At 66.1% G+C, this 15,349-nt stretch carries 13 protein-coding genes; 4 read left to right on the top strand and 9 right to left on the bottom strand.

Going from position 1 to position 15,349, the window contains the following annotated elements; all coding sequences use genetic code 11:
• Positions 1-9 precede the first annotated feature (9 nt).
• Positions 10-684 (top strand): TetR/AcrR family transcriptional regulator, encoded by a 675-nt coding sequence (locus tag BLT75_RS20140; protein ID WP_093036292.1) that lies wholly within the window; start codon positions 10-12, stop codon positions 682-684.
• A gap of 137 nt (positions 685-821) precedes the next feature.
• Here the strand turns inward: BLT75_RS20140 and BLT75_RS20135 are convergent, their stop codons facing one another.
• Complete coding sequence (locus BLT75_RS20135; protein ID WP_093036288.1) at positions 822-1,742, bottom strand: MBL fold metallo-hydrolase; 921 nt, start codon at positions 1,740-1,742, stop codon at positions 822-824.
• A gap of 176 nt (positions 1,743-1,918) precedes the next feature.
• On the opposite strand from BLT75_RS20135, the gene hemP reads away from it, so the two are divergent.
• The 3 genes from hemP (at position 1,919) to BLT75_RS20120 (ending at position 4,233) form a co-directional block, all read left to right on the top strand.
• Complete coding sequence (hemP, locus tag BLT75_RS20130; protein ID WP_093036285.1) at positions 1,919-2,086, top strand: hemin uptake protein HemP; 168 nt, start codon at positions 1,919-1,921, stop codon at positions 2,084-2,086.
• 191 nt (positions 2,087-2,277) lie between these two features.
• Positions 2,278-2,499 (top strand): hypothetical protein, encoded by a 222-nt coding sequence (locus BLT75_RS24915; RefSeq protein ID WP_245706594.1) that lies wholly within the window; start codon positions 2,278-2,280, stop codon positions 2,497-2,499.
• A gap of 75 nt (positions 2,500-2,574) precedes the next feature.
• A complete protein-coding gene (locus BLT75_RS20120; protein WP_093036280.1) occupies positions 2,575-4,233 on the top strand; it encodes an adenylate/guanylate cyclase domain-containing protein in 1,659 nt (552 codons plus the stop codon).
• Here BLT75_RS20120 and BLT75_RS20115 read toward each other — a convergent pair.
• The 8 genes from BLT75_RS20115 to BLT75_RS20080 all read right to left on the bottom strand — a co-directional run bounded on the left by BLT75_RS20115 (position 4,230) and on the right by BLT75_RS20080 (position 15,294).
• On the bottom strand, positions 4,230-7,286 hold the full coding sequence (locus BLT75_RS20115; RefSeq protein WP_093036276.1) for an aminotransferase class III-fold pyridoxal phosphate-dependent enzyme: 3,057 nt from the start codon (positions 7,284-7,286) through the stop codon (positions 4,230-4,232). The two genes, BLT75_RS20120 and BLT75_RS20115, sit on opposite strands and share 4 nt — an antisense overlap.
• Positions 7,287-7,462: 176 nt before the next feature.
• The gene (locus tag BLT75_RS20110) at positions 7,463-8,335 is read right to left on the bottom strand and encodes an NAD(P)-dependent oxidoreductase (protein ID WP_093036272.1); all 873 of its coding nucleotides are present in this window, start codon (positions 8,333-8,335) and stop codon (positions 7,463-7,465) included.
• 92 nt (positions 8,336-8,427) lie between these two features.
• Positions 8,428-8,817, bottom strand: coding sequence for a Cu(I)-responsive transcriptional regulator (gene cueR, locus BLT75_RS20105; RefSeq protein ID WP_093036269.1), 390 nt, complete (start codon positions 8,815-8,817; stop codon positions 8,428-8,430).
• Between the two features lie 10 nt (positions 8,818-8,827).
• Positions 8,828-11,323 carry a heavy metal translocating P-type ATPase gene (locus tag BLT75_RS20100; protein ID WP_093036266.1) on the bottom strand — a complete coding sequence of 832 codons (2,496 nt, stop codon included), beginning with the start codon at positions 11,321-11,323 and terminating at the stop codon, positions 8,828-8,830.
• An 80-nt stretch (positions 11,324-11,403) separates the two neighbouring features.
• Positions 11,404-12,159 (bottom strand): SDR family NAD(P)-dependent oxidoreductase, encoded by a 756-nt coding sequence (locus BLT75_RS20095; RefSeq protein WP_093036263.1) that lies wholly within the window; start codon positions 12,157-12,159, stop codon positions 11,404-11,406.
• Positions 12,156-13,082 (bottom strand): SDR family oxidoreductase, encoded by a 927-nt coding sequence (locus tag BLT75_RS20090; RefSeq protein ID WP_093036260.1) that lies wholly within the window; start codon positions 13,080-13,082, stop codon positions 12,156-12,158. Before BLT75_RS20090 ends, BLT75_RS20095 begins: the two co-directional genes overlap by 4 nt.
• The gene (locus BLT75_RS20085) at positions 13,079-13,981 is read right to left on the bottom strand and encodes a bile acid:sodium symporter family protein (protein ID WP_093036257.1); all 903 of its coding nucleotides are present in this window, start codon (positions 13,979-13,981) and stop codon (positions 13,079-13,081) included. The genes BLT75_RS20090 and BLT75_RS20085 overlap by 4 nt, the downstream gene beginning before the upstream one ends.
• On the bottom strand, positions 13,978-15,294 hold the full coding sequence (locus BLT75_RS20080) for a flavin-containing monooxygenase (protein ID WP_093036254.1): 1,317 nt from the start codon (positions 15,292-15,294) through the stop codon (positions 13,978-13,980). The genes BLT75_RS20085 and BLT75_RS20080 overlap by 4 nt, the downstream gene beginning before the upstream one ends.
• Positions 15,295-15,349 lie beyond the last annotated feature (55 nt).

Raw genomic sequence — 15,349 nt, 5'->3', positions numbered from 1 at the left:
AGGATCGCAATGAACACCAAACCCATCCTTCATCGGGACGACCCCGCCGCCGAACCCCTCGTGGGAAATATAAAGGTGACCCGCGACGACTGGCTGAACCTGGCGATGGACGTTCTGATCTCGGACGGGGTGGAGCGGGTCAAGGTTCTCAACCTGGCGGAACGGATGGCGGTGTCGCGCTCCTCGTTCTATTGGTACTTCAAGTCGCGACAGGATCTGCTGGATGCGCTGCTGGCCAGATGGCAGGCAACGAACACCGCCGGGCTGATCGCGCAGACCCGGCTTCCTGCGGAAACCATCACCGGGGCGGTCTGCAACCTGTTCCATTGCGTCGTCGATCCGGCCCTGTTCGACACGGCCCTGGATTTCGCGGTGCGCGACTGGGCGCGCCGCTCTGGCAAGGTACGGCGGATGCTTGAGCTGTCCGATACTCAACGGCTCGAGGCGCTGGCCACGATGTTCAAGCGCTACGGCTATTCAGAGATCGAGGCCGAGACCCGGGCCCGCGTTCTGTACTACATGCAGCTCGGCTATGACCTCGCGCAGTTGCACGAGCCGATTGACCAACGGCTGTCTTTCGTGCGGCATTACCTGTTCGTGTTCACCGGGCGGCACCCTCGAGAAGAGGAGGTCGCGGCCTTCAGTGACTTCGCGCGCAGTTTTTGGGAAGGACGGAACGGATGAACAATGCCGATGCGATCATCATCGGTATCTGCGCAATTGGCGTAGCGATTGACTTCGGAATGAAGGTTTTTCCGGTTTCCGCTTGAGACGTGTTCTCGCCGCGCGGAAAATTGCGAAAACAGGTTTTCGGTGCCGGGTCAGCCGCCCAGCGGAACGAAGCGGTAGCCGTCCTCGCCGCGCTCGACCCGGCCCATGCCGCCATCGGGCAGGTGATAGCCGATCATGGTCATCTGTTCGCTGGCGAGCCGGTCCAGCAGCGCGACGCGGGTCGCCGCGCCCGCCTCCTGGTCCTGATCCGATCCCGACGGCCAGTCGGGCCGCGCAAAGGCCAGGTGATGATTGCCGATGGCGTCACCCACCACCAGCAGCGCCTCCGACCCCGAGCGGATTTCAAACGACATGTGTCCCGGCGTGTGGCCATACGTGGCCACCGCGGCAACACCGGGCAGGATCTCGTCGCCGGGCTCGAAGGTTTCCAGCTCCTCCAGCGCCTCCAGTCGCCGCGCGGCGCCCACCGCGAACGAGGCCCGATCGGCCCCGATCGTGTCGACCGTCGCCGGGTCGAGCCAATAGTCCCGTTCTGCCCGCCCGATCATGTGACGCGCAGAGGCGAAGAGCGGATCGTCGAAATCGTCCAGCACGCCCCACAGATGATCCGGATGGGCATGGGTAAAGATCACGTCGGTTATATCGCCCGGGCCCAGCCCGACCGCGTCCAGGGCATCGACCAGTTGGCCAACACTGTCCTGGAACGCGCTGCCGGATCCTGCGTCGAACAGCACGTTGCGCCCCTCAACCTGCAACAGCGTCACGTTGCAATCCGGTTTCAGCGTGTCACCCTGCAAGCCATAGTGTGCCACCAGCGGGGCCAGTTCGTCCTGTGGTATCGACCCGAACATGAAGGAGGCGGGCAGGGTCAGGTACCCATCCGACAGGCTGGTGATGCGTGCCGTGCCCAGTTGGGTTTCGACGGCCGACCAGGCCCGCAGCGGTGCAACGGCGGTCAGCGCCAGCCCGGCGCCAAGTCGGGACATCAGGATACGGCGGGTCAGGGTCATTGCAGGCTCCTCTTACATTCTCGCATTCACTAACATGAATTTTATTGCCATGCGACAGATTTTCAGTGCCGCAGGAAAGCGATTGACATATCTTACTGAAATAGTCAGAAATAAGGGGAGAGCCACCGGACCACCCGGAAGCCAGCAGTCCGACCGACCGTTCCGGAGACCGCCAGATGACGATCCAGACCCCGAACACGATCCACGGCTACGCCGCGCCGGTGATGCCGTCATACAGAGCCGAAGAGCTGACAAAGGGCGGCAATCTCGCCCAGATCCGGCTGGGCGACCAGCTCTACACCCTGCGCATCACCCGCGCGGGCAAACTGATCCTGACGAAATGAGCGCCGGGGTCTCGCGGGGCGGGGCCGCCGTCGGACATCTCGCCGATCTGCCCGCGCTTGAAGCGTCAGCAGTCCATTGCCTGCGTCTTTGGAGCGATGCTCCCCACGCGCGTGCGCGTTTGCCTGAGGGGCCGACTTCCGCGTTACTGGCCCAGATCTGCGGGCTTTGCGTGGCCTATGGGCGCCGGCCGTTGGTCCGTCATGACCTGGGATGCGCCTGTGTGGGTGCGGACGAGGCCTGTTTCGCCCATCTGATCGCAAGCGCGGCAACCGGCGCGCACGAGGATGCGCTGATGCTTGCCGCGCTGATCGTGCGACCGGATCTCGCCCCGGCCCTGGTGGCGCTCAGCGAACAGTTCGGTCTGGCCCTGCAAGCGGCTGTCGGGTCGGCTGGAACGAGAACCCTGCATTGAGCCGCCGCGCATTTCCGTTGCCCGGCGCATCACTTCGTGGGACGCTCCCCCAACACAGCAACCCGGGGGGCAGCTATGAAGCGTCGCCTGCTGGCCATTCTGATGGCCGATGTGGTGGGATACTCGCGCCGGATGGAAACGGATCGGACGCGAACGATTGATGTGATCCGCGACCTTCGCGAGCGCTGGCTCGAACCGGAATGCGCATCGCGCGGGGGCGAGGTACTCAAACGCATGGGCGACGGCTGGATCATTGGATTCCCGTCCCTGACGGATGCGGTCGAGGCTGCGCAAGCCGTGCAGTCCGCACTGAACGTCGGCAAGGACGTGCAGCTTCGCATCGCCGTCCATCTAGGCGAAGTGGTCGATGACGGAACCGATATCTACGGCACCAGCCTGAACATCGCCGCGCGGTTGCAGACCGAGGCGCCGCCCGGCGGGGTGATGATCTCGGGTGATCTCCATCGTCAGATCGACGGACCGCTGGCCTCGGATTTCACCGAGGCGGGCAGTTTCGAACTCAAGAACATCCGGCATCCGGTCCAGGGCTACCAGTGGCGGCCATTCGCCCGCGACGGTCAGGTCGCCGACGAATTGCCGCTGATCGCGGTCGAGCCGTTTGTCATGGGGCCCGGCTGCGCCGACAATGCCGACGCCGCCGACGACCTGCGCAGCCAGATGCTGACGCGCCTGTCGCGCCGCACCGGGGTGCGGGTCGCCGTGGCTGACAGCGCGTTGGCCGGCTCCCCCACCTATCTGCTGCGTGGCCGGTTCCGTGCAGATGCGGATCGGACACGGCTTTCGTTGTCGCTGGTGCTGGCGGCCAGCGGTGCTGTTTTGTGGTCCGAGGATTATTCCGACACGCAGGCCAATCTGTTTGCCCTCATCGACAAGGCCGCGGCGCGAGCCGATGGCGCGCTTCGGGTAGAGATCAACGCGCATGACGCAGACCGCATCGATGAGCTTCCGGACGAAGCGCTCAGCGCCGCCGAGTTGCGGGCCAGGGCGGCGAAGTTCTTCTATACAGCCGAGATTTCCGGCTATGAACGGGCGGCCACCCTGCTGGAACGGGCGCTACGACTGGCACCCGGCAACGGCATGGCGCTCGCCATGTGGGGTCATGCGATGACCAAACTCATCGAATGCGGCAAGCTGGACGCAGACCCCGCGCTGATCGCCCGTGTCGCGCAGAATGTGGATGCGGCGGTACAGGCTGCACCGCGCAGCGATTTCGTGTTCAAGGCGCAGGCAGATTTGCGCGCCGGCCTGCTGGGTGATCTGCCCGGTGCCCGCCGCAGCATCGAGCGCGCGGAATCACTGAACGCGGATTACACCTTGTTGGCCGAGGTGCACGCCCAGATCGCGCTGGCCGAAGGCGACTATGACGCTGCCTGCGACGCCCTGACTCCCTTGCTGGAAGCCAGCGGCAACGATCCTTTCCGGCATCGCTGGTTCTTTCTTCGGGCCTTTGCCGAATGGCTGGCGGATCGCCCCGAAAAGGCGCTTGCCGCCATTCAGGAGGCCACCGACCTGCGTCCCGGAAGCCGCGCGCTCTGGTTGCTGCTGGCCGAGGCGCAGGCCGCGCTGGGCCAGTCTCCCGACGCGGCGCTGGGGCGTGCGGCGGCCTTGCCCGCCGGACCCGATATCGCCGTCCCGTTCTGGACGGTCGCAGGCCCCGGCGCGGACAAGGCCGCCCGGTTCCTGCGCGGCCTGAAAGCGGCCGAAACGCTTTAGCAGCAACCACAGCCCGCGTGGTGATGGCCGTGATCGCAGACCGGGGCAGGGGCCCAGTCTCCGACCTCGGCAAGCACCGTACGTAACGCCCAGAGGATCATGTCCACGTCCTCGGCCTCGATGGTCAGCGGCGGCCGGATCTTCAGGATGTTGTCCCTTGGCCCCTCGCTGCCGATCAGGATGCGATGATCCCGCATCCGGTTCTTGAGGTATCGGCAGATCTCGGTGCCTTCCGACCCGTCCGGGTTGACCAGCTCGACGCCCAGGAACAGGCCCATGCCGCGCACGTCGCCGACACAGCCGAATTCGGCCTCAAGCACGCGCAACCCGTCCATCAGCCGGTTGCCCATCAGGCGCGCATTCTCCTGCAAGCCCTCGTCATCGACGATGTCCAGCACTTCCTTGCCGATCCGGCAGGAAAGCGTCGAACCGCCAAAGGTCGAAAAGAACTCGATCCCGTTGTCGAAACTGTCCGCGATCTCGCGGGTGGTCGCCAGAACACCCAGCGGATGGCCGTTGCCGATGGGCTTGCCCATCACCACGATGTCGGGCTCCGCCCCCTGGTGTTCGAACCCGAAGTAATGCTCGCCCAGCCGCCCCAGCCCGGTCTGCACCTCGTCGGCGATACAGACCCCGCCCGCGGCCCGGATCTTGTCATAGACCGCTGGCAGATAGCCCTTGGGCGGGATGATCTGGCCGCCGACGCTGGGAAAGGTCTCGGCGATGAACCCGGCGACACCGTGGCCCTTTTCCTGCAACCGCGCGATGGCCGGGTCCACAAAATTCGCGAATTTTGTGGCGCGCTCCGGATCGTCGCGGCGGAAACTGCCACGATAGTCGTCGGCTACCTCGATCAGTTCGACCCAGTCGGCCTGGCCCACGCCGCCCGGCTTGTTGAACTTGTAGGCCGAGATGGCGATCGCGCCCGTGGTGTTGCCGTGATAGCCGTGGTCGGGCGTCACCATGCCCATATTGCCGGTATGCGCCCGGGCCAGACGCAGCGCCAGTTCGTTGGCCTCGGTGCCGGAATTGACGAAAAAGCAGACCTCGAACCGGCTGGGCAGTTTCGACAGCACCTTCTCGGCGAATGCCAGCTGCGCCGGATGCAGGTAGCGGGTGTTCGAGTTCATCCGCTTCAACTGGTCCGCCGCCACCGCCTGAATGCGCGGATGCGCGTGGCCGACATGCGGCACGTTGTTGTAGGCGTCCAGATAGGGCCTGCCCCATTCGTCGAACAGGTGATGCTTCCAGCCGCGCAGCAGCATCACCGGGTCGTCATAGGTCAGGCTCAGGTTGCCGCCGAAGTGCGCCCGACGCCCCGCCAGTATGGCGGCCTTGTCGGTCGGGCGATAGAACACCTTGTCGTCGGGCAGGTTCAGCATCGCCGCCGGGTTCGGGCAGACCGCGTGCCACAGGTCCATCTCGTCCGGGTCGCCGACACCGGGCCAGTCGGCCGCCATGCCTTGCGTCGTCAGCGCCAGCTGGAAATGCACATGCGGCGCCCAGCCGCCGTTCTGGCTGGCATCGCCCAGCCTCGCGAAACCTGCGCCCTGCGCCACCGGATCGCCCGCTTTCAGCCGGACGCAGACCTCGGGGTCCAGGTGCCCGTAAAGCGTGTAAAACACGTCGCCCTCGGGCGTTTCATGGTGCAGGATCACCACCCCGCCATAGTCAAGGTGATGGGCGCGGTTCTCGACGACTTCGACCCGCCCGCTGAGCGGCGCATGCAGCACGGTTCCGGCGGGCGCAAACACATCCACGGCCAGGTGAACGGTGCGCCGGTCGCTGGCCTTCCACGGTCCCTTGCGGAAACCCGGTTCGGCATAGATCAGGCGGGGTTCGTTGTAATACCCCAGCCATATCCCGCCGCCGAATTCCTCGCCCACGCGCGCCGCCTCTTCCAGCGGCATGTGAAACGGGTTCCGCGGCCAGGTCGAATTCTCGACCGAGAGGGAGCCCATCGGCGCCGCGCCCAGATCGGTGCCGAACATCTGCGCGAAACTGCCTCGGTGCTCGCTCAGATAGGCATGCACCCGCTCGGCTCCGTCGGTCACCGGCAAGCCACAGGCCACCCGCAGCCGGGCCGCCATCAGCCCGCCATTGACCGAGGCGTTTTCCAGGAACCGCCAGGCCGGGGCCTGGCTGATGGTCACATAGGGATCGTCCGGGTTTTCCACCGCCATCAGGGTCGAGTTCACCACCGAAACGGCCAGCCGCATCCTGAGAAGCGGCCAGATCAGGTCGACCTCTGCCGGGCTCAACCGGTTGGCCGCGTGATAGCCGCGCACCAGCGCCGCCAGCGCCTGCTCGGGCTTGGGATGGTCCAGCACCACATAGGCCCCGGCGATCGCCAGGTCGCAGATGCGTGGCGCCGCGCACATGTCGCCGAGGTCGATGAGACCCGAGATCCCGCGGGTTTCGTTCAACCCGCCCTCGACCAGGATGTTGTAATCGTTGACGTCATTGTGGATTGCCTGCACGGGCAGGGCGGTCAGCTTGCCGCCGATCCCGGCGAATTCAGCCGCAATCGTGTCCAGCAGCGTCCGCCGCGCCGGGTCGGCGATGGCGTCAAGATGGCCGCCGATCCACCCGCCCTGAACGAGGTTCCATTTGAAATCCCGCGCCAGCCCCTCATGCCGGAACCCCGCCAGCGTCCGGTCGGTGGCACCCAGCACCCGGCCCAGTTTCAGGATCAGCTCTTCCGAATGCGGCAAGGCCCGCGCATAGCAGCGCCCCGGCAGCCGCTCCATAAGCCAGACCAGGCGCGGCCTGCCCGCCTCATCGGCGATCTCCGGCAGCGTGCTTCCGTCCAGCGCGGCGATGACCTTGGGAAAGGGCAGCCCCGGCGCTTCCCGCGCGATATGGTCCAGCGCCGCGACCTGCATCTCGACCAGCCCCGCCTCGCAGCCGGGCCGCATCACTTTCAGCACATAATCCTGCCCGTTCGTCCCGCAGGCGAGGAAGTTCAGGTCAAACTCCCCGTCAAGCCGCTCAAGCCGCGCCGCGATTCCCCAGTACTGCCGCAGCACGCCGGTCCAATGTTCAGTCTGCACAGCACATCTCCCTTGACGCCACTACCGGTTGCCGCCGGAAAAGACCCGCACCCCGGCTGCATCGGCGCGGATCTTTCCAATCGGTTCCTCCGGGGGACTGCCCCGGTGTCTTCATTTCGCCAAAAATACTCCGGGGGAATCCCCGCAGGGGACGGGGGCAGAGCCCCCCCTTGCCCTCAGCCCAGCTTGCGCAGCCGCGCCAGCAGGCTCGAGGTGTCCCAGCGGCCGCCGCCCATCTTCTGCACATCCTTGTAGAACTGGTCGACCAGCGCCGTGATCGGCAGGCTGGCGCCGGTCTCATCAGCGGTGTCGAGGCAGATGCCCAGGTCCTTGCGCATCCAGTCGACCGCGAACCCGTGGGTCCAATGGTCGTCCAGCATGGTCTGGTAGCGGTTCGACATCTGCCAACTGCCGGCGGCACCCTGGCTGATCACCTCGACCACCGCGCGCCCGTCGAGCCCCGCCTTCTCGGCGAAATGCAGCGACTCCGCGAGGCCCTGCACCAGGCCCGCGATGGCGATCTGGTTGCACATCTTGGTGACCTGTCCCGCGCCGCTCTCGCCGATGCGGCGGCAGATGCGGGCATAGGCGGCGATCACCGGTTCAGCGCGGTCGTATTCGGCCTGATCGCCGCCGCACATCACCGACAGCGCCCCGTTCTCGGCCCCGGCCTGACCGCCCGAGACGGGCGCGTCGACAAAGCCCACGCCCGCCGCCTTGGCGGCTGCATACAGCTCTCGGGTGACCTTGGCCGACACCGTCGTATGGTCGACAAACACGCTGCCCGCCGCCATGCCCGCCAGCGCGCCATCCGGACCGGTGCAGACACCGCGCAGGTCGTCGTCATTGCCGACACAGGCCATGACGAACTCGGCCCCTTCGGCCGCCTCGCGCGGCGTTGCGGCCATGGCGCCGCCATGCTGGGCCACCCATTTCTCGGCTTTCGCCGCGGTGCGGTTATAGACCGTCACCTCATGACCGGCGGCCTTCAGGTGCCCCGCCATCGGATAGCCCATGACGCCCAGGCCAAGGAATGCAACTTTTGCCATGTCCGGATCCTCTCTGTTGCCCGGCGGCTCCCCCCGTCCGGGATATCCCCGAGAGACAAAGCAAAACGCAGGTCAAAGGGCAACCCCGTGTCTCAGCTTTCCCCGCCCAGATCGCGCAGGATCGGGCAATCGGGCCGGTGATCGCCCGCGCAGGCATCGACCAACTCGGTCAGCGTCTGGCGCATGGCGATGAGATCGGCGATCTTGGTCTCGATCCGGGCCAGATGGTCGCGCGCCACCTGCTTCACGTCGGCGCTGGCGCGGCTCTGGTCCTCGTACAGCGCCAGCAGGGTGCGGCAATCCTCGATGGTGAACCCCAGCGCCCGGGCGCGGCCGAGGAAATTCAGCTTGTGCAGGTCGCGTTCGCGGAACCTCCGGTATCCGTTCAGGTCGCGCTGCGGCGCGATCAGGCCGATATCCTCGTAATAGCGGATGGTCTTGGCGGGCAGCCCGGACCGCGTCGCGACATCTCCGATGTTCATATCTGTCTCCTTACTCTGCCGCGGCGGCAACCGGAAGTGGATCCGCCGCTCTGATCCGGCTTGCCGCAGGCAGTGCGGCGCGCACCCGGCGCAGGCGCAGCGCGTTCGAGACCACGAAGACGCTCGACAGGGCCATTGCGCCCGCCGCAAGCACCGGCGACAGCATCGGCCCGCCAAACGGGTAGAGTACGCCCGCCGCCACCGGGATCAGCAGCACGTTATAGCCAAAGGCCCAGCCCAGGTTCTGGCGGATGTTGCCCATGGTGGCGCGGCTCACCTCCAGCGCGTTGGCCACGCCGCGCAGGTCCCCCGACATCAGCACCACGTCGGCGGCCTCGATGGCGACATCGGTGCCGGTGCCGACCGCGATACCGGTATCGGCATGGGCCAGTGCGGGCGCGTCGTTGATCCCGTCACCGACAAAGGCCAGCGCGCCATGATCCGCCCGCAGCGCGTCCAGCGCCGCCACCTTGCCCTCGGGCATCACCTCGGCGGTGACCGCGTCGATCCCCAGTTTCGCTGCCAGCGCCTGTGCCGTGCGGGTGTTGTCGCCGGTAATCATGGCAACCGTCAGCCCCATCTGGTGGAACCGTTCGATGGCCTCGGCCGTGCCGGATTTCACCGGGTCCGAGACCGCCAGCACCGCTGCCGCACGGCCCCCGACCGAGGCATAAAGCGGCGTCTTGCCTTCGGCGGCCCATGCCGCCCCGACATCGGCCAGCGGGCCCAGGTCGATACCTTCGCGGGCGAAAAGCCGGTCGGCGCCGACCAGCACGTCCTGTCCTTCGACCGTTGCTCGGGCACCCAGCCCGGTCAGGCTCTGGAACCCGTCCACCGCAGGTACGTTGCCTTCTGCCGCGCGGGCAATCGCCGAGGCGATCGGGTGTTCCGACTGCGCCTCGACCGCCGCCGCCAGCCGCAACACGGTGTCGCGGTCAAACCCTTGGGCAGGTGTCAGGTCGGTCAGTTCCGGCCGGCCCAACGTCAGCGTGCCGGTCTTGTCAAAGGCAATCACCTTCGCCTCTTGCAGCCGTTGCAGCGCGTCGCCCTTGCGGAACAGCACGCCCAGTTCGGCGGCACGGCCCGTCCCCACCATGATCGAGGTCGGTGTGGCCAGTCCCATGGCACAGGGGCAGGCGATGATCAGCACCGCTACACCCGCGACCAGTGCATGACCCAGCGCGGGCGAGGGGCCGAATGCCAGCCAGACCAGCACCGTCAGCGCGGCGACCGCCATCACGATGGGGACGAACCACAGGGTGATCCGGTCCACCACCGACTGGATCGGCAGCTTGGCGCCCTGTGCCTGTTCCACCATGCGGATGATCTGGGCCAGCACCGTGTCCGCGCCCACCTTTTCGGCCCGCGCCCGCAGGGCGCCCGCCGTGTTGACCGTGCCGCCGACCAGCATGTCGCCCGCCGCCTTGGCGACCGGGACCGGTTCTCCGGTAATCATGCTCTCGTCCACGTGGCTCTGCCCGTCCAGTACCACCGCATCTGCCGGTATACGCTCTCCGGGCCGAATGATCAGCGTGTCGCCCGGCTGAATGTCGGCGATGTCGACCTCGACCGCCTGTCCCTTGCGCTCGACCCGCGCATGGCGGGGTTGCAGCCCCACCAGCGCCTCGATGGCGGCGCCGGTGCGCCCGCGCGCCCGTGCCTCCAGCCAGCGGCCCAGCAGGATCAGCACCACGATGACGGCGGCGGCCTCGAAATAGACATTGGCGGTGCCCGCCGGCAGCAGGCCGGGGGCAAAGGTCGCCACTACTGAAAAGCCATAGGCGGCCCCCGTGCCCAAAGCCACCAGCGCGTTCATGTCGGGCGCGCCGCGCAGCAGGGCGGGGATGCCCCGCGCATAGAACACGCGCCCCGGCCCGAACAGCAGAACGGTGGTCAGCGCGAACTGGATCAGGTGGCTGGTGTGCAACCCGATCGTTCCGGCGATCCAATGGTGAAAGGCCGGGATCATGTGCCCGCCCATCTCCAGCACGAACACCGGCAGTGCCAGCGCGGCGGCAAACAGCGTCATGCGCTGCAACTCGGCGATTTCCGCCTGCGCGTGATCATGTGCCGGCGCATCATCCCCGGCCTCGGCATGCGGACGCGCGGCATATCCGGCCGCCGTCGATACTGCGGCCAGCGCGACCGGATCGGTCGCGCCCACGGCATAGGTCACCCTCGCGCTGCGATTGGCCAGGTTCACCTGCGCCTCGACCACGCCGGGGGCCGCGTTCAGCGCCCGCTCGACCCGCCCCACGCATGAGGCGCAGTTCAGCCCCTCGACGTCCAGGACCGCCTCGGTCAGTTCCGCCGGATAGCCCGCCTTGGCCGTGGCCTCGGTCAGATCGGCCACCGGTCCCTCATGGGTGACCTGCGCTGTCCTGTTGGCGAAATTGACACTGGCTTCGGCCACGCCCGGAACCGCCTGCAAGGCGCGTTCGACACGGCCCACGCAGCCGGCACAGCTCATGCCCGTGATCTTCAGCGATGTGGTTTGTGCTGTCATGCGACTCGTCCTTGTCTTCTGGTCACCCTCCAGATGGGGCTTCCAGTCACGGGAAGGTCAAGGGGGCCGCCGGAAAAAACTCACCCGCGCCCGATATTGCGCTCCATCAGTCGCTGGTAAAGGCCCGGCGACAGCCGGTTGATCCGCCAGGCCAGCCGCGCCACCCGGCCCACCGGGATCATGTCGCGCCCCCGGTCGAGACCGCGCAGAATCTCGGCGGCCGCCGCCTCGGGCGTCATGTAATCCATCCCGTCGGTGGCCGATCCGGGCCGGGCGATCCCGTCGGGCTGCGCCTGCGCATTGCCCAGATTGGTTGCCACAAACGAGGGCGCCGCGATCTGCACCCGCACCCCATGCGCGCGCTCCTCGGACCGCAACGACTTGAAAAACCCCTCCAGCGCGTGTTTCGACGCGGCATAAGACGTTCGGCTGTAAAGTGGCGCAAACCCTGCCACCGACGAGATCGCCAGATGGGTGCCGCGCGTCTGCCGGACGGGACAGAGCATTGCGCGCGCCATGTTCACGGCGGCGAAATAGTTGATCTCGAAAACCCGGCGGTGGCCGGCCTCGTCGCTGTCGGCAAAAAGCCCGATCTGGGTGATCCCTGCATTATAGATGGCAAGGTCCACGCCATTCGGACCAACCGCCGCCGCACAGGCTGCCGCCAACTGCTCCGGATCGGTCAGATCGCACCGGATCGCCTGTTGCGTCTCGCTTGTCTCAACGCCCGAGATATCACGGTCCAGCAGCACCACATGCCAGCCGCGCGCCTGCAAGGCGCCGGACAACGCGCGGCCCAGCCCGCCAGCCCCACCCGAGATTACCGCCCGCTTCACAGCCCTGCCCCCCGTTTCCACAGGTCGAACACCTGCGCGCTGGTCAGCTCGGGCGTATAGCCGAACACCTCTTTCAGCGCGTCATTGGCCAGCACCGGGCGGTATTGCAGGAACCGCACCTGTTCCGGCCCATAGCGCGACAGCCCCAGCGGACGCGCCACCGCCAGCACCGCCTTCAGCCCCCAGGCAGGCAGGCGCAACACCGGCTTTCCCAACACGCGGGCCAGGTCCGAGACCCCCATCGCCCCGTCCCCCGCCACGTTATAGATACCCGGCGGCCCGTCCCCCGCCGCCCGTGCCAGGATGCGCGCCAGATCGCGGGTCCAGATAAAGACGAACGGGCTTTCCGAGCCTTGCACCGCCAGCAGGCGGGGTTTGTGGAACAGCGCGGTGATCTGGTTTTCGGTCCCTTCGCCGAGAACCGTCCCCACCCTGAGTACCACTTGTTCCAGCCCCGGCGCAGTCAGGCGCGCCTCGGCCAGCATCTCCTCGACCTGCCGCTTGTGATCGGCATAGGCAAACTCGGGATTGCCGCGCAGCGGGTCGGTTTCCCGCAGTGGCACCGGGTTGTCGGCGTGATATCCATAGGCCGCGCCCGAGGAGGTGACCACCAGCCGTCGCACCCCATGCGCAAGGCAGGCGTCCAGCACCGCCCGCGTGCCGCCCACATCGACCCGATAGGCGGTCTCGCGCGCGACGCCGGGGGTCACGATCGAGGCGAGATGGATCACCACCTCTGGCCGGAGCTGTCCGATCACGCGGTCGGGATCGTCGCCGGTTACGTCCATCTTCAGGAACGTCATGCCCTGTGGCAACGGGGCAGGCATGGCAAGATCGGTTGCGAATACCTCGTGTCCCGCCAGCTCCTGCAACAGCGCCTGTCCCACCATGCCCGCCGCGCCGGTGATCAGGATGCGGCTCATCGCGCCGCCTCGGTCCGCGCCATCAGCCTCGCCAGCCCGAGGCCCGAGATTGCGTGCCAGATCCCCCAGAACGCAGCGGCAACAGCCATCCCGCCCAGCCCATTGAAAAAGGCAAAGATCAGTACCAGCCCCAGACCCGAATTCTGGATTCCCGTCTCGATGGTCACCGCGCGCCGGTCATAAGGGGACAGCCGGGTCAGAGTGGCCACAACCCAGCCGCCCCCCAGTGCCAGGCTATTGTGAAGGATCACAAGCCCGGCGACGGCTCCGGCGAAACTCAGGAAATACGACCAGTTTGCAGCCAGAGCGAGCACGATGAACGCGATGAAGATACCCATCGACACCAGTTGCATCGGCCGGCGCAGCCACCGTGTCACCGAGGGGCGGCGCATGTTCAGCGTCATCCCAAGGATCAGCGGCAGAATCAGCATCAGCCCGACCGTGATGGCGATCTGCACCGGGTCGATATGCGTCTCTTGCAGGAGAGCGCGGGTAGGGGGATAAAGGCTCCCCCACAGCGCGATATTGGCGGGTGTCAACACGATGGCGCCCACGGTCGCAAAGGCGGTCATCGACACCGACAGCGCCGCATTCCCGCCCGCCTGATGGGTGATGAAGTTCGAGATATTGCCGCCCGGGCAGGCGGCCACCAGGATCAGCCCCAAGGCAATCGACGGTTGCGGCGCCATCACCCAGACCAGCGCGAAGGTCAGTATCGGCAGCACCACGAATTGCGAGCAAAGCCCGACCAGCACCGGTTTTGGCCCGCGCGACAGGCGACGGAAATCCTCGACCGTCAGGTCGATGGCGATCGAAAACATCACCACCGCCAGGATCGCATTCAGCAGCATCAGCGAGGCGGGAGAAAAATTCAGCAGGATATCGTCGATTCCGGTCATGCCCGCGCCCCCTTCAGCCGTTTGATCCAGCCGGTGACCGCGCCGCGATAGGTGGCCTTGTCCACGTAATAGGCCATCCGCGCCAGCTTGAGGTACTTCATACCGCCGGTCGCCCGCTCGAACCCAGCCGATTTCGTGGCCTTCAGCTCCGCCGCCGCCTTGCTGCCCGCGCGCAGCCCGATGATATAGCGCGCCACCATCTCGGCCTGTTCATGCCGGCCCTGCCAGCCCAGCCCGCTGGCCTCGACCATGCCCAGCACGAAAAGGTCGTCGCGTTCGGGATGCATCGCGTTGAGATAGAGATGCGGCGCGTCGCCCTGCCAGTTCAGCAGGTTGCGGTCGATGAACGGGTAATGCAGCTTGTAACCGGTGGCGGCGAGGATCATGTCGTACTCCTCGCGGCTGCCATCGGTGAACTGTACCAAACGGCCATTCAGCCGCTCGATGTCGGTACGAATCCGCAAATCTCCGTGTCCGGCGTGGTACAAGACCAGCGAGTTGACGACCGGGTGGCTTTCGTAAAGCTGGTAGTCGGGCTTGGGAAATCCGTATTTCTGCGGGTCGCCCACGAACCATTTCAGGATCATCCCGTCGACCCGCCGTTTAAGCCACCTCGGCAGCCTGATCATGCCGCCCAGCGTGTCCGCCGGTTTGCCAAAGACATATTTTGGTACAAAATAATATCCGCGCCGCATCGACAGGTCGCACAGCACCCCATGGTGGATCGCATCCACCGCGATATCGCAGCCGGAATTGCCCGCTCCCACGATCAGCACCCGCTTGCCATCGAATTGCGAGGGGTGACGGTAGGCCGAGGAATGGATCAGTTCTCCGTCGAAATCTCCCTTGAATTCCGGCATGTTGGGTTCTGACAGCGTGCCATTTGCGATCATCACCCCGGCATAGGTTTTCGCGTGCTCCCCCTCTGCGTCGCGCCATGTGACACGCCATCCGTCGCCCGGCCCGCCCAGTGGCTCACAGCGCAGCACCTCGGCGTCGAACCGGTAATGGTCGCGCAGCCCGAAGTGGTCGGCGAAGGCGTTGAAGTACCGTTTCAGCTCCCGGTGCGAGGGGTATTCGGCGACCGTGTCCTCCATCGGGAAATCGGTGAACTCGGTCATCCGCTTGGACGAGATCAGATGCGCGCTTTCGTACATGGTCGAGCGCGGACCGTCGATATCCCACAGCCCACCCACATCCGAATGCAACTCGAACCCGTCAAAGGCGATGTCCTGTTCCAGCATCACCTTGGCCATGGCCAGCCCCATCGGACCTGCCCCGATCAGGGCAAATCTTTCGCGCGTTTCCGTCATCTGCGTCCTCCGTTGGTATTAAGTTGAACGAGTGTTCAAAATAAGGCAAGATAAT

The sequence above is a fragment of the Ruegeria marina genome (assembly GCF_900101475.1).
In the GTDB taxonomy this organism is placed as follows: Bacteria; Pseudomonadota; Alphaproteobacteria; order Rhodobacterales; family Rhodobacteraceae; genus Ruegeria_B; species Ruegeria_B marina.
Note: the sequence above shows the minus strand (reverse complement) of the source record. Positions and strands in the feature narration are given on the sequence as shown.